22 protein-coding genes are annotated in these 20781 nt (G+C 58.1%); 13 read left to right on the forward strand and 9 right to left on the reverse strand.

The genetic code is table 11. The annotated features are described in order from the left end of the window. Positions 1 to 111: 111 nt before the first annotated feature. The 5 genes from ruvB to ruvC are packed head-to-tail and all read right to left on the reverse strand — an operon-like array spanning position 112 to position 2988. Positions 112 to 1152, reverse strand: a complete 1041-nt coding sequence (gene ruvB, locus NAC44_RS01130) for a Holliday junction branch migration DNA helicase RuvB (protein WP_250937007.1) — start codon at positions 1150 to 1152, stop codon at positions 112 to 114. After that, positions 1149 to 1547: a PIN domain-containing protein gene (locus NAC44_RS01135; protein ID WP_250937009.1), complete on the reverse strand. Its 399-nt coding sequence runs from the start codon at positions 1545 to 1547 to the stop codon at positions 1149 to 1151. The genes ruvB and NAC44_RS01135 overlap by 4 nt, the downstream gene beginning before the upstream one ends. Next, positions 1544 to 1804, reverse strand: coding sequence for an AbrB/MazE/SpoVT family DNA-binding domain-containing protein (locus NAC44_RS01140; RefSeq protein ID WP_250937011.1), 261 nt, complete (start codon positions 1802 to 1804; stop codon positions 1544 to 1546). Before NAC44_RS01140 ends, NAC44_RS01135 begins: the two co-directional genes overlap by 4 nt. A gap of 53 nt (positions 1805 to 1857) precedes the next feature. Beyond that, on the reverse strand, positions 1858 to 2475 hold the full coding sequence (gene ruvA, locus NAC44_RS01145) for a Holliday junction branch migration protein RuvA (RefSeq protein ID WP_250937013.1): 618 nt from the start codon (positions 2473 to 2475) through the stop codon (positions 1858 to 1860). A 3-nt stretch (positions 2476 to 2478) separates the two neighbouring features. Next, complete coding sequence (ruvC, locus tag NAC44_RS01150) at positions 2479 to 2988, reverse strand: crossover junction endodeoxyribonuclease RuvC (RefSeq protein ID WP_250937015.1); 510 nt, start codon at positions 2986 to 2988, stop codon at positions 2479 to 2481. 151 nt (positions 2989 to 3139) lie between these two features. Between ruvC and NAC44_RS01155 the strand changes: the two genes are divergently transcribed. The 12 genes from NAC44_RS01155 to NAC44_RS01205 all read left to right on the forward strand — a co-directional run bounded on the left by NAC44_RS01155 (position 3140) and on the right by NAC44_RS01205 (position 16936). Further along, the gene (locus NAC44_RS01155; protein ID WP_250937016.1) at positions 3140 to 4147 is read left to right on the forward strand and encodes an LLM class flavin-dependent oxidoreductase; all 1008 of its coding nucleotides are present in this window, start codon (positions 3140 to 3142) and stop codon (positions 4145 to 4147) included. A gap of 669 nt (positions 4148 to 4816) precedes the next feature. Beyond that, the gene (locus tag NAC44_RS01160) at positions 4817 to 5653 is read left to right on the forward strand and encodes an outer membrane protein (protein WP_250937018.1); all 837 of its coding nucleotides are present in this window, start codon (positions 4817 to 4819) and stop codon (positions 5651 to 5653) included. 317 nt (positions 5654 to 5970) lie between these two features. Further along, a complete protein-coding gene (gene olsE / locus NAC44_RS01165; protein ID WP_250937025.1) occupies positions 5971 to 6918 on the forward strand; it encodes an ornithine lipid hydroxylase OlsE in 948 nt (315 codons plus the stop codon). A gap of 80 nt (positions 6919 to 6998) precedes the next feature. Then, positions 6999 to 8177 (forward strand): phosphoserine transaminase, encoded by a 1179-nt coding sequence (locus NAC44_RS01170; RefSeq protein WP_250937027.1) that lies wholly within the window; start codon positions 6999 to 7001, stop codon positions 8175 to 8177. Positions 8178 to 8361: 184 nt separating this feature from the next. Continuing rightward, positions 8362 to 9957: a phosphoglycerate dehydrogenase gene (serA, locus tag NAC44_RS01175; protein WP_250937029.1), complete on the forward strand. Its 1596-nt coding sequence runs from the start codon at positions 8362 to 8364 to the stop codon at positions 9955 to 9957. A gap of 226 nt (positions 9958 to 10183) precedes the next feature. Beyond that, positions 10184 to 11197, forward strand: a complete 1014-nt coding sequence (locus NAC44_RS01180; RefSeq protein ID WP_250937605.1) for an ABC transporter substrate-binding protein — start codon at positions 10184 to 10186, stop codon at positions 11195 to 11197. Between the two features lie 14 nt (positions 11198 to 11211). Beyond that, entirely contained in the window at positions 11212 to 12228 is a 1017-nt protein-coding gene (locus NAC44_RS01185) for a FecCD family ABC transporter permease (RefSeq protein WP_250937606.1), read from the forward strand. Continuing rightward, entirely contained in the window at positions 12225 to 12986 is a 762-nt protein-coding gene (locus tag NAC44_RS01190) for an ABC transporter ATP-binding protein (protein ID WP_250937030.1), read from the forward strand. The genes NAC44_RS01185 and NAC44_RS01190 overlap by 4 nt, the downstream gene beginning before the upstream one ends. A gap of 292 nt (positions 12987 to 13278) precedes the next feature. Then, the gene (locus NAC44_RS01195) at positions 13279 to 14697 is read left to right on the forward strand and encodes a cytochrome ubiquinol oxidase subunit I (RefSeq protein ID WP_250937032.1); all 1419 of its coding nucleotides are present in this window, start codon (positions 13279 to 13281) and stop codon (positions 14695 to 14697) included. Continuing rightward, positions 14687 to 15691 carry a cytochrome d ubiquinol oxidase subunit II gene (cydB, locus tag NAC44_RS01200; protein WP_250937034.1) on the forward strand — a complete coding sequence of 335 codons (1005 nt, stop codon included), beginning with the start codon at positions 14687 to 14689 and terminating at the stop codon, positions 15689 to 15691. Before NAC44_RS01195 ends, cydB begins: the two co-directional genes overlap by 11 nt. Next, the gene (locus NAC44_RS21190; protein WP_274706741.1) at positions 15691 to 15822 is read left to right on the forward strand and encodes a hypothetical protein; all 132 of its coding nucleotides are present in this window, start codon (positions 15691 to 15693) and stop codon (positions 15820 to 15822) included. The genes cydB and NAC44_RS21190 overlap by 1 nt, the downstream gene beginning before the upstream one ends. Positions 15823 to 15958: 136 nt before the next feature. Further along, positions 15959 to 16936, forward strand: coding sequence for a TIM44-like domain-containing protein (locus NAC44_RS01205; RefSeq protein WP_420839850.1), 978 nt, complete (start codon positions 15959 to 15961; stop codon positions 16934 to 16936). A 97-nt stretch (positions 16937 to 17033) separates the two neighbouring features. On the opposite strand, the gene NAC44_RS01210 is transcribed toward NAC44_RS01205, so the two are convergent. Then, positions 17034 to 17609, reverse strand: a complete 576-nt coding sequence (locus NAC44_RS01210; RefSeq protein ID WP_250937037.1) for a transglycosylase SLT domain-containing protein — start codon at positions 17607 to 17609, stop codon at positions 17034 to 17036. A 328-nt stretch (positions 17610 to 17937) separates the two neighbouring features. Between NAC44_RS01210 and bcsN the strand changes: the two genes are divergently transcribed. Beyond that, positions 17938 to 18615 carry a cellulose biosynthesis protein BcsN gene (gene bcsN, locus NAC44_RS01215; RefSeq protein ID WP_250937038.1) on the forward strand — a complete coding sequence of 226 codons (678 nt, stop codon included), beginning with the start codon at positions 17938 to 17940 and terminating at the stop codon, positions 18613 to 18615. Between the two features lie 172 nt (positions 18616 to 18787). On the opposite strand, the gene fhuF is transcribed toward bcsN, so the two are convergent. The 3 genes from fhuF to NAC44_RS01230 form a co-directional block, all read right to left on the reverse strand. Further along, positions 18788 to 19600 (reverse strand): siderophore-iron reductase FhuF, encoded by an 813-nt coding sequence (fhuF, locus tag NAC44_RS01220; RefSeq protein ID WP_250937040.1) that lies wholly within the window; start codon positions 19598 to 19600, stop codon positions 18788 to 18790. 111 nt (positions 19601 to 19711) lie between these two features. Next, positions 19712 to 20581 carry an efflux RND transporter periplasmic adaptor subunit gene (locus tag NAC44_RS01225; protein WP_250937042.1) on the reverse strand — a complete coding sequence of 290 codons (870 nt, stop codon included), beginning with the start codon at positions 20579 to 20581 and terminating at the stop codon, positions 19712 to 19714. Then, entirely contained in the window at positions 20578 to 20781 is a 204-nt protein-coding gene (locus NAC44_RS01230; RefSeq protein WP_250937043.1) for a DUF1656 domain-containing protein, read from the reverse strand. Before NAC44_RS01230 ends, NAC44_RS01225 begins: the two co-directional genes overlap by 4 nt.

Here is a 20781-nt window from a genome sequence, read left to right on the forward strand (position 1 = left end):
CGGGCTCTGGACTTGATTGTGCATTGGGTTTTGAAAGATTTTTACGGTCGATGGAGGTTGTTATGCTGTAAAACCGCCGCCATCAAGCCTGACGATCATCGGTCTGTCCAATCAATCATCGTCAAGTGTGAGTCGGAACTGCGCCGCCTCGATGTCCTTTGGCGGCTGCATGCCGAGATGTTTCCAGGCAATCGCCGTCAACACCCGCCCGCGCGGCGTGCGCTGGATGAAACCCTGCTGGATCAGATAGGGTTCGATAATGTCCTCGATGGCGTCGCGCGGTTCGGACAGACCGGCGGCAATGGTTTCGATGCCAACAGGACCGCCGCCGAAATTGACCGCAATCATCGAGAGATAGCGGTTGTCGAGCTGGTCGAGACCCATGGAATCGACGAGAAGCCGGGTCAGGGCCGTATCGGCAATCTCGCGGGTCACGGCTTCGGCGCGGGCCACCTCGGCAAAATCGCGCACCCGGCGCAAAAGCCGTCCGGCGATGCGCGGCGTGCCACGGGCGCGACGGGCAATTTCGCGCGCGCCTTCCTCGGTCATGCCAAGCCCCATCAGCCGCGCGCCGCGCCGGACGATCAGCTCCAGTTCCGGCACGGTATAAAAGGACAGGCGCACCGGTATGCCGAAGCGGTCGCGCAGCGGCGTGGTCAACAGGCCAAGCCGGGTGGTGGCGGCAACAAGGGTGAATTTGGCCAGATCGATCTTCACCGAGCGCGCCGCCGGACCTTCACCGATGATCAGGTCGAGCTGGAAATCCTCCATGGCCGGATAGAGAATTTCCTCAACCGCCGGGTTGAGCCGGTGGATTTCGTCGATGAACAGCACGTCACGCTCTTCGAGATTGGTCAAAAGGGCGGCAAGATCGCCCGCCTTGGCGATGACAGGACCGGAGGTGGAACGGAAATTGACGCCAAGCTCCTTGGCCATGATCTGCGCCAGCGTCGTCTTGCCGAGCCCCGGCGGGCCGACGAACAGCACGTGATCCAAAGCCTCGCCACGATTTTTCGCCGCTTCGATGAAGATCTTCAGGTTGGCGCGGGCCTCCGCCTGACCGGTGAAATCATCGAGCGTTTGCGGGCGAAGTGCGGCATCGATGTCTTCGCCACGCCTTTCCGGCGTCAGAACGGGATTTTGCGTGCTCATGTCAGAAGTTCCATATGGGGCACGGTCCGCGCCGCTCGTCTGTCGAATGTCATTGTGGTCTGGCAGCCCAAGGCCCGGTTCTTGAGCGCGATGAAAATATCGGCAAATTCTTCTGCGCTTCGGGCCATTTCATCCAGTGTCTGTTCGATCAGGGCTTCATCTTCCAAAATCAGATCGTCCGAATCGAGCAATCCTGACAGGATGGCCTTCAACTCTTCTTTCGACATTTTGATGCGCCGCCGCGCTGTCCAGATAAATTCCAGAAGCACGCTGCTGTTGATGAAACCGGGCTCTTCTGCCGTCAGGCGCTTGGCGAGCGCCAGCGCCTGTTTTGACTGGATGCTGTCGTCCTGACAGGTCAGCCGCAGCAGAATATTGGTATCGATACCGATCATTCGCTGCGCATCACATGATCGACGATTGCCTCACCGATGGCCTCATCCATCTCGTCAAGAGAAAGCGGCGCCATGCCCGGACGATGGAGAATGCCAGCCAGATCAGCAAGACGCTTGTTCTTGGCCTTCAAGATCACGTCACCATCGCGCACGACATATCTGATCTTGTCGCCGGGTTTCAGATTCAACAGTTCACGTACCTCAGCCGGCACTGTCGTCTGACCTTTTGTGGTCATGGTTCCGTAAAATATGTCCATGGCGCCTCCTTACATTTTTACAATAGTAAGGAAGTCTTCAAAGATCAAGGAATTCACCGCGACAGCTCCTTCAGGCCGAGCCGGATCAGCCTGGCGCTATCGGCATCCTCGCCGCCGTTTTTCAAGGCTGCGGCCACGGCATTGGCCGCCTGATCGCGGGAATAGCCGAGATTTGTCAGGGCCGAGACGGCATCGGCGACAGGGGCGGAGGCCACTCCTTCGCCGATCTCCTGTTTGAGGCCGATGGTGGTGCCTGCTTCTCCAGCAAAGGCAGGGGCCTTGTTTTTCAGTTCAGTCAGGATGCGGATCGCCACTTTCGGCCCGACGCCGGGAGCACGGGAAACGGCGGCCTTGTCCTGCAGCGCAATGGCATTGGCGAGATCGGCGGGCGGCAGGGTGGATAAAACCGCCAGCGCCACCTTCGAGCCGACCCCCTGAACGCTTTGCAGCAACAGGAACCATTCCCGTTCCAGAGCCGTCAGAAAGCCGAACAGCTTCAACTGATCTTCGCGCACATAGGTTTCGATGAACAGCGTCACCCGCTCCCCGGCGGAACCGATCCTGGACAGCGTTCGGGCCGAACAATAGGCGACATAACAGACGCCCTGCACATCGATCAGCACATGGTCGTCGCCGATCTCGTCGATCAATCCTTTGAGTTTTCCGATCATGCTTTACCCTGCCATGATTTTGCGCAGGCGTTCACCGCCGCGATTGTGGGCGTGACAGATGGCGATCGCCAGCGCATCGGCGGCGTCATTGCCCTTGAATTCCGCCTTGGGCATCAGAATTTTCAGCATCATATGGATCTGCTGTTTATCACCGTGACCGACGCCGATCACGGATTTCTTCACCGCATTCGGCGCATATTCGGCGACCGGCAGACCGGCGCGGGCAGGGGCCAGCATGGCAACGCCGCGCGCCTGACCAAGCTTCAGCGTCGCCACGGCATCCTTGTTGACGAAGGTCTGTTCCACGGCGGCCTCGTCAGGCTGGTGGCGGTGAATGACATCGGCCAGCCCGTCATGCAACTGGCAAAGGCGCGACGCGAGATCCATGTCGCCATCGGAGGTGACCGTGCCTGAGGCGACGAAGCGCAGCGAATTGCCAAGCGTTTCAATCACGCCCCAGCCGGTGCGCCTGAGGCCCGGATCAATGCCGATAATGCGAATCAGTGCTGTCATGCCGTTCACTCTAGTGGTTTTTCTGCGAGTCCTGCCAGCAAATAGTGAACAAAACAAAAACATTTATGCGTGCATAGCTCTCATGCGAGGCTGGCATTCCAGGATCGACCTCTTATATGAGGGCTTCACGTCAGTCTGTGGAGCATGACCGATGCAGCCAGTGCCTTTTTCCGTTCTCGACCTGTCCCCTATCGGTGAAGGGCAAAGCGTCAGCGAAGCGCTCGATGCCACGCGCCGCATGGCACAAACGGCGGAAGCGCATGGCTATCGGCGTTTCTGGCTGGCAGAGCATCACGGCATGCCCGGCATTGCCAGCGCTGCTACCTCGATTGTCATTGCCCATGTCGGTGCCGCGACCAAGACAATCCGCATCGGCTCGGGCGGTATCATGCTGCCCAATCATGCACCGATGGTCATTGCCGAACAATTCGGTACACTTGCGGCGCTGTTTCCGGGCCGGGTCGATCTCGGTCTTGGTCGCGCACCCGGAACCGACATGCGCACGGCAAGACTGCTGCGGCGCGATCTTGAAGCGGGGGCCGAAACCTTTCCTCACGATATTCGCGAGCTGCAATTGCTACTTGGGCCGGTGCAGGAAGGGCAGACGGTGATGGCCGTGCCGGGGGTGGACAGCCATGTGCCGGTCTGGCTGCTTGGCTCCAGCCTTTATAGCGCCCATCTGGCCGCGGCCATGGGTCTTCCTTATGCCTTTGCCTCGCATTTTGCCCCCGATCAAGTCTTTGAGGCCATTTCAATCTATCGTGACCGGTTTCAGCCGTCTGAGATATTGCAAAAACCATATATGATGGTGGGCGTGATGGCTGCCGTTGCTGAAACCGACGCAAGGGCGGCCTATCTCTTCACCTCGGCCCAGCAACAATTCGTCAATCTGCGCCGGAATCTGCGCCAGGCCTTTCCACGACCGGTGGAGACGATGGAGGGGTGGTGGAGCGATATGGAACGGTTCGGGGTGGAGCATTCCTTGCAATATGCCATGGTCGGATCCCCGATGACGGTTGCCGGAAAACTCGCAGATTTTCTCAAGCAGACCGGTGCCGACGAACTGATCGTATCCACGCCTGTTTACGATATCGAAGAGCGGCTTTTGTCACTGAGGTTGATGGCGCAGGTCAAGCAGGATCTGTTCGCAGATGCCTAAGGTGTGTTGACATTGAGCTTTGAGCGGGCTGCAAATGGCAATTTTATGCGCATCCGGTGCTCATGTACTTCAGTACACTCCGCTCCGGTTCTCGAAAATCACCATTTTCGCCTCCCTCAAAGCTCAATGTCAAAACACCCTGGAGCATCGGCCGAAAAGTGGGAACCGGTTTTCGGAAACAACCGATGCGGACACACAATCTGAGAGCATCGTGCCTGCCCCGACTTTCGGCAGGATGCTCTAGGGTCAAAACTCAATCATGATGGTTGTTCTGCAAGGCGTATTTTGTGTCTGAGTAGAAGGAAAGGTGCAGGAAATGCTCCCCATTTTCAAACCTTTCCGACGCCCGCAGGCACAAAATACGCCTTGCCCAAAGGGTTGAACGGGATGGGCCGCCTGATTGCGAACAATGCTCGACAAGGCAAACCGGCCTTGTCTTGCGCTTGTTCGCTGCCATACAATCCCATCCCGTTCAACAGAACACCCATCCTGATTGAGTTTTGACCCTAAAGCATGCGGGACGTGAACGTGTCACTGCACGAGCAGTGCCAAAATCTCTATGGTTAAAAATCAGGATTAATGCCGCCTTAACTATTTCCCGTCAAAATAGCGGTTGCTTGATAAGAAAAATGAAGCCTGGGTCGCCGAAGGCGCGAGGGAGCAACCACGATGAAAATCTCTGTTTTGGCTGTCATGATGGCGGGCATGATTGCTGCGCCTGCACTCGGTGCCGATCTGGTGCAGCCGGATCCTGCTCCGCCCGCCTATGCGCCAGAAATCCGTGTCAGCGACAACCCGTCCGGCTGGTATCTGCGCGGTGATGTCGGTTACTCCTTCAATCATCTGCGCGGCGCCCATTACTATCAGGGTTCGAATGCCAGCCTGGTTGATTTCACCAAGGCAGACGTCAAGAACAGCTATATGGCTGGCGTTGGCGTCGGTTATCAGGTCAACAGTCGGCTGCGCACCGACCTGACCTTCGATTACACCGGAAAATCCGATTTCAATGGCTCGACGCAAGGGTCCTGCGGTGTGGCCTCGGCCTGCACCTCGCGCGACATTTCCAGCTGGCAGGCCTATACGCTGATGGCCAATGCCTATATCGACCTTGGCACCTATAACCATATCACGCCCTATGTCGGTGCGGGCATCGGCGGCTCCTACGTCAAATGGGACGCGCTGCACAATACGTCCTGCGACGACAGCAATTCCAGCAATTGCGATGCGACGGAAATTCATGATGGGCGCGGCAAATGGCGCTTCGCCTATCAGGTGATGGCCGGTGCCTCCATCGATCTGACCTGCAACTGGAAGGCCGATATCGGTTACCGCTTCCGCCAGATTCTCGGCGGTGACATGTTCGGCTACCGTGACAATGGCGGACCCGGCAGCGACAAGGGGTTCACGACCCAGACGGTGCAGATCGGCGCGCGCTATCAGTTTGGCGGCTGCCCTCAGCCAGTGGCCTATGAAGCGCCGCCGCAGGTGCCGCTGGTTTATAAGTAACCGGCATTTTCTCCTGGTTTTAAAGATTTTTCGCCCTGTTCCGACCGTGTTTGGAGCAGGGCTTTCGCTTTTAGAGCTTTTCCGTGTTTCCGCGAAACATTGAAAAGCGATAAAATTTGCGGCAGCGCTCAACGGTTTTCTGACGGAAAAGGCGCTTGACAGATTGCCGACATGCAGTGTTACTAAGATAAGTGTTGATTAGACTAATTCATCATTTAACGATAGCTGGTTTTCTCACGTCATGTTCCGTTGGGGGCGAGGCTGGCGTATCATATTGAATGCAAAACAAGACTCGTTTCTGAGCACTGGAAGCCATTATGACGTCATCGTTGAAATCGCTTTTGTCCCCGGCTGTCTGGCCGGGATTTTTTCTGGCAGGCATGGCGGCTTCCGCCTTTGCCTTTTCCAGCAGTCATCCATTGCTGGTCTTTGTCGGCTTTTATCTGGCTGGCGTGCTTGCGCTTGGCGCATTGGAAAAGCTTGTGCCGCATCAAGAGGACTGGCTACGCTCCGATGGCGAGGCCATGAACGATATCGCACACACGCTGCTCACCAAGGGAGCCGTCGAAGCCCTGTCGGCGATTGCCACGCTGACGCCGCTGATTTCGGCGAGCATTCTCCAGCCGATCCTGAACTTCAAACCGGGTCTTTGGCCGGAGCATTGGCCGCTGTTCTTTCAGGTCGTGCTGGCGCTGATCATCGCCGAATTCGGGCTTTACTGGGCCCATCGCATCGCCCATGAGCGGCTGTTTTTCTGGCGCTTTCATGCGCTGCATCACAGCGTGGAAAAGCTTTGGGTGGTCAATACCGGTCGCTTTCATGTGATGGACAGCCTGTTCAAGGTCTGCCTCAGCCAAGTGCCGCTTTATCTCATGGGCGCGCCTTTGTCGGTCTTTCTCTGGGTGGGGGCGGTCACTGCCTATATCGGCCTGCTCACCCATTGCAATATCAGGGTGAAGACCGGGCCTCTGGATTATGTGTTCAGCACGCCAAACCTGCATCGCTGGCATCATTCGCGCGAGATCTGGGAAAGCAACACGAATTACGGCGAAAACCTCGTCCTGTTCGACCTGATCTTTTCCACCTATTACAATCCGGCCAAGGCGCCACCGAAGGATATCGGCATCAGCGGTCGTGTCGCCAAAGGCTTTGTCGGTCAAATTTTGCAGCCTTTCAGCCAGCGAGGTGTCGCTGAAATTCTCGGCAAGCAGCCTATAGAGTCCAATCTGCCACATGAGGCCATTTCTGAGCAGAAAACTGCTTGACGGGTTCCGCCGCCTTCTATAAAAGCGGCGGCGGGACACCTCTCCCCAACGAGAGGCCAATTACCTGGAAGGGTATACATATGGCTGATATCATCGCCCCTGAAGTGCGTCCGGCTAACACGCATTTTTCTTCCGGCCCTTGCTCGAAGCGCCCCGGCTGGACCATCGAAGCACTCTCCAATGCTCCTCTCGGTCGCTCGCACCGTGCCAAGGTTGGCAAGGAAAAGCTGAAGCTTGCCATCGATCTTACCCGTGAAATTTTGCAGGTTCCTGCCGATTATCGTATCGGCATCGTTCCTGCCTCCGATACCGGCGCTGTCGAAATGGCGCTCTGGTCGCTGCTCGGTGAGCGCGGCGTTGACATGCTGGCCTGGGAAAGTTTTGGTGCCGGCTGGGTGACGGATGTCGTCAAGCAACTCAAGCTCAAGGATGTGCGCAAGTTCGAGGCCGATTACGGTCTCCTGCCCAACCTTGCCGAGGTCGATTTCGACCGCGATGTCGTCTTTACCTGGAATGGCACCACCTCCGGCGTGCGTGTTCCCAATGCCGATTTCATTCCCGCAGACCGCAAGGGTCTGACCATTTGCGATGCAACCTCTGCGGCTTTCGCGCAAAATCTCGATTTTGCCAAGCTCGATGTCGTCACCTTCTCCTGGCAGAAGGTGCTGGGCGGTGAGGGCGGTCACGGTATGCTGATTGTGTCCCCGCGCGCTGTGGCACGTCTGGAAAGCTATGTGCCTGCATGGCCGCTGCCGAAGATTTTCCGCATGACCAAGGGCGGCAAGCTGATCGAAGGCATCTTCACCGGCGAAACCATCAATACGCCCTCCATGCTCTGCGTCGAGGATTATATCGATGCGCTGCAATGGGCCAAGTCGCTCGGCGGTCTCGATGCGCTGATCGCGCGCGCCGACGCCAATGCCGGTGTCATTCATGATTTCGTCGCCGCCAATGGCTGGATCGCCAATCTGGCACAGGTGGACGAAACCCGTTCCAATACATCCGTCTGCCTGACGATTGCCGATCCTGAGGTTCTGGCGCTGCCTGCCGACCAGCAGGGCGCTTTCGCCAAGGGCATGGTCTCCATTCTGGAAAAACAGGGTGTGGCGCTCGATATCGGTGCCTATCGCGATGCGCCTGCGGGCCTGCGCATCTGGGCCGGTGCGACCATCGAAACGGCGGATATGAAAGCGCTGATGCCCTGGCTGACCTTTGCCTATCAGACGCAGAAGGCGACACTTGCCAAGGCTGCGGCCTGAGCCATTTACAGCATCGGACCGAAAAGTGGGAACCGGTTTTCGGAAAAATCCGATGCGAAGACAAGATTTGAGAGCATCGTAAAGAAGTCAATTTCGGCACGATGCTCGATGGCCCTGCGCATCGGCGGGGCCTTTCCATTCAGCATTGATCGTTTGAAACGAACTCTTATTCGGAGGCCTCGTCATGGCACCTCGCGTTCTCGTATCCGATGAATTGTCGGAAACCGCCGTCCAGATCTTCCGCGATCGCGGCGTGGAAGTGGATTTCCAGCCGAAACTCGGCAAGGACAAGGATAAACTTGCCGAAATCATCGGTAATTACGATGGTCTGGCCATTCGCTCGGCCACCAAGGCGACAGAAAAGCTGATTGCCGCCGCCACCAATCTGAAGGTGATCGGTCGCGCCGGGATTGGCGTCGACAATGTCGATATTCCGGCAGCCTCCAAACGCGGTATCATCGTGATGAACACGCCGTTCGGCAATTCCATCACCACCGCCGAACACGCCATTGCCCTGATGTTTGCCGTCGCCCGGCAATTGCCTGCCGCCGATGCCTCCACCCAGGCCGGCAAGTGGGAAAAGTCGAAATTCATGGGTGTCGAAATCACTGGCAAGACGCTCGGTGTCATCGGGGCCGGCAATATCGGTGGCATCGTCTGCAAGAAGGCCATCGGGCTCGGCATGCATGTTCTGGCCTATGATCCCTTCCTCTCCGTCGAGCGCGCTCAGGAAATGGGCGTGACCAAGGTGGAGCTTGACGAGCTTCTGGCCCAGGCCGATTTCATCACGCTGCATGTGCCGATGACCGACAAGACCCGCGGCATTCTCTCGCGCGAGGCGCTGGCCAAGACCAAGAAGGGTGTCCGTATCATCAACTGCGCCCGTGGCGGTCTCGTTGATGAGGCAGCCCTTGCCGATGCGATCAAGGCCGGTCATGTCGCCGGTGCCGGTTTCGACGTGTTCGAGGTCGAGCCTGCCACGGAAAGCCCGCTTTTCGGCCTGCCGAATGTCGTCTGCACCCCGCATCTGGGCGCCTCCACCACGGAAGCTCAGGAAAATGTGGCGCTTCAGGTGGCCGAGCAGATGTCGGATTATCTGGTTAAGGGCGCGGTGTCGAACGCCATCAATATGCCTTCGATCACGGCGGAAGAAGCCCCGATCCTGAAGCCCTTCATCAAGCTGGCCGATGTGCTTGGCGCTTTCGTCGGTCAGGTGAATGACAGCCCGATCAAGGAAATCGAAATCCTCTATGATGGCGACACGGCCAGCATGAACACTCGTGCGCTGACGTCTGCGCTGCTGGCCGGTCTCATTCGTCCGCAGGTGGCCGATGTCAACATGGTGTCGGCACCCATCATGGTGAAGGAAAAGGGCATTGTCCTCTCCGAGGTCAAGCGTGACAAGACCGGCGTTTATGACGGCTATATCAAGCTGACGGTGACCACGGAAAAGCAGACCCGTTCGGTGGCCGGTACCGTGTTCTCCGACGGCAAGCCGCGTTTCATCCAGATCAAGGGCATCAACATGGATGCTGATGTCGGCGCGCATATGATCTACATCACCAATACCGACGTTCCCGGCATGATCGGTTTCATGGGAACGACGCTGGGCGACGCCAAGGTCAACATTGCCAATTTCCAGCTCGGCCGCGACAAGGAAGGTGGCGATGCCATCGCCCTGCTTTATGTCGATGGACCTGTAGACCAGGTCGTTCTCGACAAGCTGACCGCCAATCCGGCAATCAAACAGGCCAAGCTGATGACATTTGCGGTTGAATAAGCTGTCCTGATACTTCGAGATGGTGTACCGGCGGGGTTTTTCCTCGCCGGTTTTTTTGTTTTACTATAAAACTTGATGAAATTACTCTTGTTTTTTCTTGTGACTGCGGTTAGAGCATCGGGCGAAAAAGTGGACACCGGTTTTTCGCGAACCCGATGCGCCCCCAAAAAAAGAATTGAGAGCGTGCAATTCTGTGCATGTTGATGAAGGAGCGGTTTTCGTGTCTGTGACCAAGTTAAAGTCTTTTGTGGCTGGCGCTTTGCTGTCGGTCCTGTCTGGTGCAGCAGCCTTTGCCCAGCCGACGCATTATCCGCTGACGCTGGAGAATTGCGGGGTGAAAGTCACCTTCGACAAGGCGCCGCAGCGGGCGGTGGCACTGGGCCAGAATACGGCGGAAATCCTTTTGATGCTGGGGCTTGAGGACCGGGTGAAGGCCAGCGCCTTCTGGCCGACCAAGGTGCTGCCGGAGCTTGAAAAAGCCAATGAGAAAGTCAAGCTGCTGACGGTCGAGATGCCGACGCTGGAATCGATCCTGGCGGAGAAGCCGGATTTTGTCGCCGCGCAATTGCCGATCCTGCTCGGTCCCGACAGCAAGGTGGCCAAGCGCGACGATCTCGCGCAGCTTGGCATTCCAAGCTATCTTTCACCTGGCGTCTGCGCCACGAAGAAGACGACCGGTGATGTCTATGGCAGCCGTGATGCGCTGTGGAACATGAACCTGCTCTATCAGGAAATCGATGAGCTGTCGCAGATATTCGATGTGGCCGATCGCGGACAGGCGCTGATTGCCAGCTTCAAGGCACGCGAAGCGGCTTTGAAAGAACGGGTGAAAGGCACGAAGGATCTCTCTTTCGTTTTCTGGTTCTCCAGCTCTTCACCATCGGCGGATGCCTATGTCGGCGGCAAGAACAGCGCTTCGGGTTACATTGCCCATCTTCTCGGCGGCCATAACGCCATCACCACCGAGGCCGAATGGCCGACAGTGAGCTGGGAAGGGATCATTTCCGCCAATCCCGAGGTCATCGTTGCCGCAAGCCTTGACCGCAATCGCTGGTCGCTCGACAAGGCCGAAAACAAGATCGCTTTCCTGAAGAGTGATCCGGCGGTCAGCCAGCTTCCGGCGGTGAAAGAGAACCATATCGTCGTCATGGACGGGCAGGCGATGAACCCGACGATCCGCACGATTTACGGAGCCGAACAGGTGGCCGATCAGCTGGCCAAACAGGGGCTGATCCAGTGAACCTGTCTTTTGCCATGGGACGGGCCGGTTTCGGCCTGTTCCTGCTTCTGGGGCTGATCGCACTCACCTTTGTCATTGCCTTGGGCGTCGGTGTGGGCGAGCTTGCCATTCCGCTGCAAACGACGTTTTTATCGATTTCCAATAAACTGGGCCTGACCCATGTGCCCCTCGACCGGATTCAGGAAACGGTGATCTGGGATTTTCGTCTGAGCCGGGCGCTGGTTGCCGCCTGTTGCGGGGCAGGGCTTGCGATCAGCGGTGCGGTGCTGCAATCGCTGCTGCGCAATGCGCTGGCAGAGCCCTATGTGCTCGGCGTTTCAGCGGGCGCTTCGACCGGTGCGGTCGCCATTGTCGTGGTCGGTATTGGCGCAGGCGCGGTGTCGCTCTCGGCGGGTGCATTCATCGGTGCGTTTCTTGCCTTTGTCTTCGTGGCGCTTTTAACCCATGGCGCGCGTGGCGGCGCGGACCGGACGATCCTTGCCGGTGTTGCCGCCTCGCAGCTCTTCAATGCACTCACCTCCTATATCATCAGTACCTCGGCGAATGCCCAGCAGGCCCGTGATGTGATGTTCTGGCTGCTCGGCAGTTTCAGCGGCGTGCGCTGGCCGGAATTTCAACTGATCGTCGTCGTGGTGTCGATCGGTCTCATCCTCTGTCTCATCCATGCCCGGGCGCTGGACGCCTTCACCTTCGGTGACGATGCCGCCGCCTCACTCGGTCTTGCGGTCGGGCGGGTGCGGGTTGTGCTCTTCATGGTTACGGCCTTCATGACGGCAGCGATTGTCAGCATGGCGGGTTCCATCGGCTTCGTCGGTCTGGTGGTGCCGCATGTGGCGCGCTTTGCCGTCGGGCCGCTGCACGGGCGGCTTTTGCCCGCTTCGGCCCTGATCGGGGCGATTTTCATGGTACTGGCCGATATCGTCGCGCGCATCGCCATTGCGCCGCAAAGCCTGCCGATCGGCGTGGTCACCGCCCTGATCGGCGTGCCGTTCTTTGCCGTCATTCTCTATCGCTCGCGGAGTGTGGCATGAGCATCGTGGCGGAAGACCTCGTCTGGAGCGCAGGCAAGAGCGTGATTGTCGATCATGTGTCGATGCGCGTCTCGCCGGGCAGGATTGTTGGCCTGCTTGGGCCGAACGGGTCGGGTAAGTCCTCGCTGCTGCGCCTGCTTTGCGGTCTGCGACGGCCCGATTCAGGCCGGGTTTTGCTGGATGGGGTGGATATGGCAGGGATGAGCCGCCGTGCCATTGCCCGGCGTCTGGCACTGGTCGAGCAACAGGCAGCAACCGAGGCACGGCTTTCAGTGGCCGATGTGGTTCGCCTTGGCCGCACGCCACATCGTTCGCCGATGTCCGGCTGGACTCATGAGGATGATCGGTGTGTGCGTGACGCCATCGACAAGGTCGGCATGGCACACAAGGCGAAGCAGGACTGGCAGAGCCTTTCCGGTGGTGAGCGCCAGCGCGCCCATATTGCTCGCGCTTTGGCACAGGCGCCCAAAGAAATCCTGCTCGACGAACCCACCAACCATCTCGACATCCAGCACCAGATCGAGCTGATGCGCCTCATTCGCTCGCTATCGCTAACCACGGTGATCGCGCTGCATGATCTCAACCATGCCGCCATGTTCTGCGATGAGCTGATGGTGATGCAGAAAGGCCGCATCGTTGCCACCGGCGCGCCGGAAAACGTCTTGACCGAGGATCTGCTGCGCGACGTGTTCAAGGTCGAGGCCCGGCTGGAAACCTCGCCCTATCACGGCAGGCCACATATCCATTTTCTCGTGTGATCTGAGAGCATCGTCCGAAAAGTGGGAACCGGTTTTCGGAACAATCCGATGTTCTATCTTTTCAGGCGGGATTGTTTTTGATCAGCTCTTTTTCCGGCTGTTGCCCTGCGCAATCTGTCACTGGGGCGGCATGTCGCATTGATCATTTATCAGATTGCCCTAATTTGATGTTTGTCAGATTTGCGGCATGATGATTCATCCTTGTCTCGTTTGAGATGGTCTCATGTGCCGATCGGGCAGGGAACGGTTATCCTGAAGAGGGTTTCACCAAGCTCAAGGAGGTGCCGCAGTCATGTTCGCCCATTTCGATCCGGTTTTGCTGGCGCGCATCCAGTTTGCCTTTACGGTCTCCTTCCACATCATCTTTCCGGCCTTTTCCATCGGGCTTGCCAGTTATCTGGCGGTGCTGAACGGGCTTTATCTCTGGAAGAAAGACAAGGTCTATTTCGAGCTTTTCAATTTCTGGAAGACGATTTTTGCCGTCGGTTTCGGCATGGGCGTCGTGTCGGGCATTGTCATGTCCTATCAGTTCGGCACCAACTGGAGCGTGTTTGCCGACAAGGCAGGTCCGGTTGTCGGGCCGTTGATGGGCTATGAGGTTCTGACGGCCTTTTTCCTGGAGGCCGGTTTTCTCGGCGTCATGCTTTTCGGCCGTGACAAGGTGGGGCCGAAGCTGCATTTTTTTGCAACGCTGATGGTGGCGCTCGGCACGCTGATCTCCGCCACATGGATTCTTGCCGTTAATTCCTGGATGCAGACGCCTTCCGGTTTTGCCATGAATGACAAGGGCCAGTTCATCCCGGTCGACTGGTGGGCTATCGTGTTCAATCCCTCTTTTCCCTATCGCTTCGTCCATATGGTGCTGGCGGCTTATCTCACCACGGCGCTGGTGGTCGGCGCGGTCGGGGCCTTTCATCTGCTGCGGCACACCGCGCCGCGCCGTGCTGGCAAGATGTTTTCCATGGCCATGGGCATGGTGGCGGTGGTGGCGCCCTTGCAGATTATCGCCGGTGACCAGCAGGGGCTGAACACGCTGGAACATCAGCCGGTGAAGATCATGGCGATGGAAGGCCATTTCGACAGCCATCCGCATGGCGCACCGCTCATTCTGTTCGGCATTCCCGATCAGGCCAATCAGCGCATGGATTATGCGGTTGAAATTCCAAAACTTTCCAGCCTGATCCTGAAACATGATCTGAATGCGCCCCTCGGCGGTCTGTCTTCGGTGCCGCGCGATCTGCAGCCGCCGGTCATGGTGGTGTTCTTCACCTTCCGGCTGATGGTGGCGCTGGGTTTTGCCATGCTGGGCTTGGGATTGTGGAGCCTGTGGTGCCGCTACAGGGATACGCTGTATAGAAACCGCTGGCTGCATCGGGCTGCCGTCGCCATGGGGCCTGCCGGTTTCGTTGCGGTGCTGGCCGGGTGGGTGACGACGGAAGTTGGCCGCCAGCCCTATACGGTCTACGGCCATCTTTTGACGGCGCAGTCCCATTCGCCGATCGATGCCGAGGCGGTCGGCGCATCGCTGATTGCCTTCATCCTCGTCTATTTCTTCGTTTTTGGCGCAGGCACTTTCTACATTCTGCGGCTGATGGGACGACTGCCGCGCGATCCCACGCCGGAAATCGGCGATGCACCGCTGCGCACCACCGGGATTACCCCCGGTCTACCGGTCAAGACACTGCAGACAGGAGGCTCCCATGGTCATTGATTATGCCTTCATCTGGGCGGCGATCATCGCCTTTGCCGTTCTGGCCTATGTCATTCTCGACGGCTTCGATCTTGGCGTCGGTATTCTGTTTCCCTTCTTCAAGACAAAGCATGACCGCGACCAGATGATGAATTCCGTCGCCCCGGTCTGGGACGGCAACGAGACCTGGCTGGTGCTGGGCGGCGGCGGGCTGTTTGCCGTCTTTCCGCTTGCCTATGCCACGATCATGCCGGCGCTTTACATGCCGATCATCCTGATGCTGCTCGGGCTGATCTTTCGCGGTGTCGCCTTTGAATATCGCTGGCGCACCAAACGCTGGCTCGGTGTCTGGGATGTCGCCTTTGCCGGCGGCTCGTTTGTGGCGACGTTCATGCAGGGCATTGCGCTTGGCGCGCTGGTGCAGGGTATTCCGGTGGCCAACCGGGCCTATTCCGGCGGCTGGTGGGACTGGCTCACTCCCTTTTCCATCGCCACCGGTATGGCCCTGGTGATCGGTTACGTGCTGCTCGGTTCCACCTGGCTGGTGTTTCGCACGCAAGGGGCGCTTCGGAGCCGGGCGCGGCGTTTTGCCGTGATCTCAGCCGTGCTGACCGTGCTGGCCATGGGCATTTTCAGCCTGTGGACGGTCATGCTGAAACCGCTCTATATCAATCGCTGGTTCGGCTATCCGAACATGTTCTTCAGTATCATTGTGCCGCTGCTTGTGCTGGGCTGTGCCTATCAGATCTATCGCGGATTAAGGGATGATCGCGACCATCTGCCCTTTGTCGCCGCCCTTGGCCTGTTCGTGCTCGGCTATATCGGCATCGGCATCAGCTTCTATCCCTATATCGTGCCGGACAGCGTGACGATCCAGGATGCGGCAGCCCCCGATTCCAGCCTGAAATTTCTTCTCGTCGGAACGGCCTTTCTCATTCCGATCATTCTCCTTTATACGGGATATGCCTACTGGGTGTTCAGGGGCAAGATCGATCCAGATGAAGGGTATCATTGATGACAAAGCGCAGCCTCCCCCAACGTATCCTCTGGTTCATGATTTTCTGGATCGCCGGTGTGGCCGTCATCGGTGCGGTGGCCGCGTCCATCCGGCTGGTGCTGATGTCGAACAATGGCATGATCCATTGAAGTGGAAGGGTCTCACGCGGCTGCATCCTGCTTTATCGGATAAATCGGTTGCTCTTGATGAGGCTTCTCTTTTACCGGCCGTCCTGCATCTCCATATAAGGCGCAGGATGTTGAGGATGAAAGGATGGGGATGGTCATGCGGCTTTTAGAGCGTAATCCGACCGGCGTGAAACGAGGACCGAAGAGTGCTCTCTGGAAAATAGCGGCTGTGGTCCTGTTGGGTCTGTCGGTTGCTCTGACGGCAACGGATTTTGCCGAGGCACGCAAGGCCAGCAGTTTCAGCGGGTTCGGCAGTCGCGGCAGCCGCACATGGTCGGCACCGTCCACCACCACGACGGCCCCCTCTACCGCAGCGCCGATCCAGCGCAGCACCACGCCGAATTACGGCGCGCAGCCCGGTATGGCACAGACGGGCAGGGGCGGCTTTTTCGGCGGTTCGCTGATCGGCGGTCTGCTGATGGGGGGTCTGTTCGGCATGATGCTCGGCCACGGCTTTTTCGGCGGCGGCGGTCTCATCAGTTTTCTGTTCCAGCTTCTGCTGATTGCCGGTGTCGTCATGCTGGTCAGGCGGCTTTTCTCGGCTTCGTCTGCCGCGCGCGGCGGGGCGGCCTCGATGCGCGGCATGGGTGGTGGGAATGGTTTTCCCATTCCGCCGATCGGTTCGGGCGCGCGTGCAGGCCCTGTGGCAGGAAGCGTTGCGCGCGGCGACGAGATCGGCATAACGCCGCAGGATCTCGATCATTTCGAAGCGCTGCTGAAGGAGATGCAGCGCGCCTACAGCGCTGAGGATTATAACGCCCTGCGCCGGATCACCACGCCGGAGGCGATGAACTGGCTGACGGAAGAGCTTCAGGAGACTGCCCGCCGCGGTCTTCGCAACGAGGTGTCCGGTGTGACGCTGTTACAGGGTGATGTTGCCGATGCCTGGCGCGAGGGTCAGGTTGATTATGCCACCGTGGCGATGCGCTATGAGGCCGTCGATGTCATGCGCGAGCGTGAGAGCGGTCGGGTGGTGGAGGGCGATCCTGCCCATGCGGGCCAGTCGGTCGAGGTCTGGACTTTCCTGCGACGAGCGGGTGCTCCATGGGTGATTTCGGCGATCCAGTCCTCGTGATCGAGACTGTTTCTGGCGAAAACACGAAAGCGCCGTTCGTTTTGTAAACCGCACGGCGTTCAAGAGATGCGTGAGAGGGCTGCGGCCCTCTCTCTGTTTATGGGCACTGCTGCATTTGTCTCGCATAAGTTTCGGTGATGGCGGCAAAACGTCTGGCGCCCTGTAGCGCTTCCGGACGGGCGCGATAGGCTGCCCGCAAATAACCATCCTGACCGGAATGATAGGCCAGATACAGATGATAGGCATCGCTATAGGGAATGCCGAGGCGCATATGGCTTTGATAGTGGTACCAGCCGATGAAGCGGACGGAATCGGCAAAATTGGTGCGGCTGGCAAACAGGCGTCCGGTTTCGCGCTTGTAGCGGTCCCAGGTGCCGTCCAGCGCCTGCGAATAGCCATAGGCTGTGGATATGCGCTTCCACGGAATGAAGCCCAGCAGATAGCGCCGCGGTGGGCGCGCGCGGGCACGGAAACCCGATTCGGTGTAGATTGTTGCCATCAGCACCGGCACCGGCACGCCATATTCGCGTGATGTGGCGCGGGCGGCCCGCTTCCAGTTGTCGAAAACCCCATCGCGTTGCTCGAAGATGGCGCAGGCATTGCGGGTATATCTGGGCGGCTGGGCACAGCTTGCAAGCGCCAGCAAAAGGGCGAGAATCAGGAACTTACGCATGACACCTGTCCCGAAATCGGCCTGAGGTCCGCATGACCGGCATCCACTCAGGCGCTCTTCGTTTTGCCTTACAGCCCCTTGCGCCATACATTGGCACAGGGTTTGGCTGTAAAACTCGTGCACTAGAGCCTATTCGTTAAAATTTAACGAAAAGTTTGCTTTTCTCCTGACACGGTTCAAAGCTGTGGACAGACACGTGTAAAGACTGGACGAACGGCAAATCTGCAAGCCTTTGCCATGGATTGCTGCAGGACCCGCTTGAGATGCGGCGGGCAAAGGGCTATTTGGTTGGAAAGACGGCAGACAGGTTATTTGGGAACGCAGTCCGATGAACAAGACAATGCATAATCGTCAGCGCTGCGCATATCTGGTTGCTGGCCGGGTTTCTGGCCTGAAAGCCTCGTTGAGCTGTGGTTTTGCCATACTGCTGGCGGCAGGGATTGGTCTTGCCTGCGCCCCGGCCATGGCAGAGACCAATGCGGCTAAGGGACCGCCGCCCATGGCCTTCATCAAGGGATTGAAGGCGCCGATCCTCGCCAATCGGCATCGGGTTGAGCCACATGCCGCCTTCCAGACGATCGTTTACCCGGATTCTGCCGGTAAAGGTGAAAATACGCTGACGATCGAGATCGGCCTTTCCGGTGGTCCGCGTTACAGTCAGGCGGCGGCCAGCAATGATGCGCCGGATGAAATGAAGAAAATGCTGCCCGGTGTCGATATGAAGATCGTTCCGGGGCTTCGGGAAAACAATTATGGCGTCTATGGCATTGCCACCGGCACGCTTGGTAAAAACGGCGGAGCCTGTGTTTTCGCCTGGCAGGCCATGGCCAGCACCACGACCTACCAGAATTACGATCCGGTCGGTGATCCCGGTTTCATGAACCTGCCGGTGCGCATCACGCTGCGTTATTGCGATGCCAAGGCAACGCCGAAGGAATTGATCGCGCTGATGGATCATCTTTCGCTGCGCACCATCACCAGCAGCAGGCTTGATCTGCTGCGCTAAAGCGTTGTCACGGTATCAAGTGTGACACCGTTTTTCGTCCTGATAGTCTTTGGACCCGCCTTTACAGCGCCGTGCGCCCAATATGGCGCACAAAGGTCGCTGTAACACTTTTAATCACCTGCATCATTTTCACCTTAAATCTCACCCGATTTCAGGAATGATGTCGTAGCTGTTATTCACTGCTCTGTCCGTGTTTGAGCGGGCAGAGAGCGCCGCAGCCGCCAATGCCGGGCAGGGCATAACGCAGGCAGCAGACGCGGCGCTGTTTCTGCATGGCGCCCGTTTGCGCATCGATCCTGTGCTGGACAAGTCCGTATAGTGGGTTTTTCGATCCGTCCGGTCGCAATGGCGGATCGAGCAGGCGGCGGCCTTGCGCCGTCAACTGCGGTCGGTCTGAGCCGCCGATCTCGTCGACGATCCAGTCGAGATAGCTTGCGGCATTGTTCCACAGCAGACGTTGCGACAGGCCGCAGGCTTTGGACATGGCCGGGATAAGACGGTCCAGATGACCGTGCAGCAGGCCCTCGAACGCCTCTTCGATCTCGACCTGAGGAGTAAACTGTCCCGCATTTTGCAGAAGAAACCCCTCTGGTCGCGCGGTTTGCGGATCGAGCAGCACCGACAATCGTTCAAGCCCGACCGGCAGGACCAGCCGCAGCTCCAGCCAGAAGAGCGTGGTGGCGATGACCAGTGTGCTGAGATAAATCTGCGACCAGAATGACAGAACAGCGCGCTGATCCGTGCCAGAAGGAAAGCTGTCGGCAAACGGCGCGATCGCCTGCATGAGCCGATCCCGATCGGCAAGATCGGCGCAGGGAAGGGGCGGGTGCTCCGGGCGAGGATTTTTCAGCAGGAAGCGCCCCTTGATAAAGGCATAGCGCTGGCCTGTTGCCTCGTCCAGCAGACCGGCGAGATCGGTTGGTGGTCCACCATTTATCTTCGCCCGCTCATTCACGGCCGTCTGTCGTTTCGGCGCAACTGTCACATCCGTCTCTCCTGACAGCATTTCAGGCATGCCTGATAAAAAGCAGGATGCTGTCGAACAGATGGTGACAGTATAAACTATTCTCTTTTGGTCAAGTTATTCTGCCGCCATTCACTTCAATGATGCACCAATGCTGACGGTGGCCGAAGTTCCGGCAATCAGGCGCAGCGAGGCGGGTGGCGCATCGAGATGGATGCGCACCGGCACGCGCTGGGCCAGACGCACCCAGTTGAAGGTCGGGTTGATGTTTGGCAAAAGCCCGGAGGACGAGGAGCGCTCGCTGTCCTGAATGCCGGCGGCAATGCTGTCGACATGGCCGGCAAGTGGGGTTGGATCATTCATCAGGAGAATGGTTGCCTTGTCTCCCTTGTGGATGCGGGTCAGTTTGTTTTCCTCGAAATAGGCTTCAATGCGCAGAGAATCACTGTCCACCAATGCGATTTTTGCTGTGCCGCGACTGACGAAATCGCCGGGTTTCAGCTCGAGATTGGTCACGGTGCCGTTGACGGTGGCGGTGACATCGCTGCGGTCGAGATCAAGCGCTGCCGTATCGCGTGCGGCCTTTGCATTGTCATAGGCGGCCTTGGCCTGAACTTCGGCGGCAGCGGCCTTTTCCTTGGCTTCGGCAGAGCCGGACGCGCCCAGTTTTTCCTGTCGCTGGCGTTCAAGAATGGCTTCGTCCCAGGCGGATTTTTTCTCCTGCAGGCTGGCTTCTGCTTCGGCCAGCGCCAGCTCGAAACGCTTGCGGTCAACACGAAAAAGCACCTGCCCCTTTTGGACCGTCTGATTGTCCTTGACCATGACATCGGTGACGAGGCCGCTGACATCGGGGGCGATGTTGACGATGTCGGCGCGCACACGGGCATCCTGCGTCCATGGTTCCTCCATGTAATAGGTCCAGAGGTGGCGACCGACAAGAACAGCGGCGGCAACGACAATCAGGGTGACGCCCATGCGGGCGAAAAGCTTCAGCATATTCATGATAGGAACCAGTGATTGAGAGAAAGGAGAGCGCCGACCAGAAGCACGTAAAGTGCCAGATCGAACAGGCCGCGATGCCAAACGAGCCGGTAGAACCCAAACCAGGCGAGAAGCCGGATGATGAGGCTGTTGAGGACAAGGGCGATCAGCATGGCAATCAGCAGACGCGGTACGTATAGTCCATAAATTTCGATAGGCAT

Origin of the sequence: Allorhizobium sonneratiae (assembly GCF_023700755.1) — a bacterium.
Classification (GTDB): domain Bacteria; phylum Pseudomonadota; class Alphaproteobacteria; order Rhizobiales; family Rhizobiaceae; genus Allorhizobium; species Allorhizobium sonneratiae.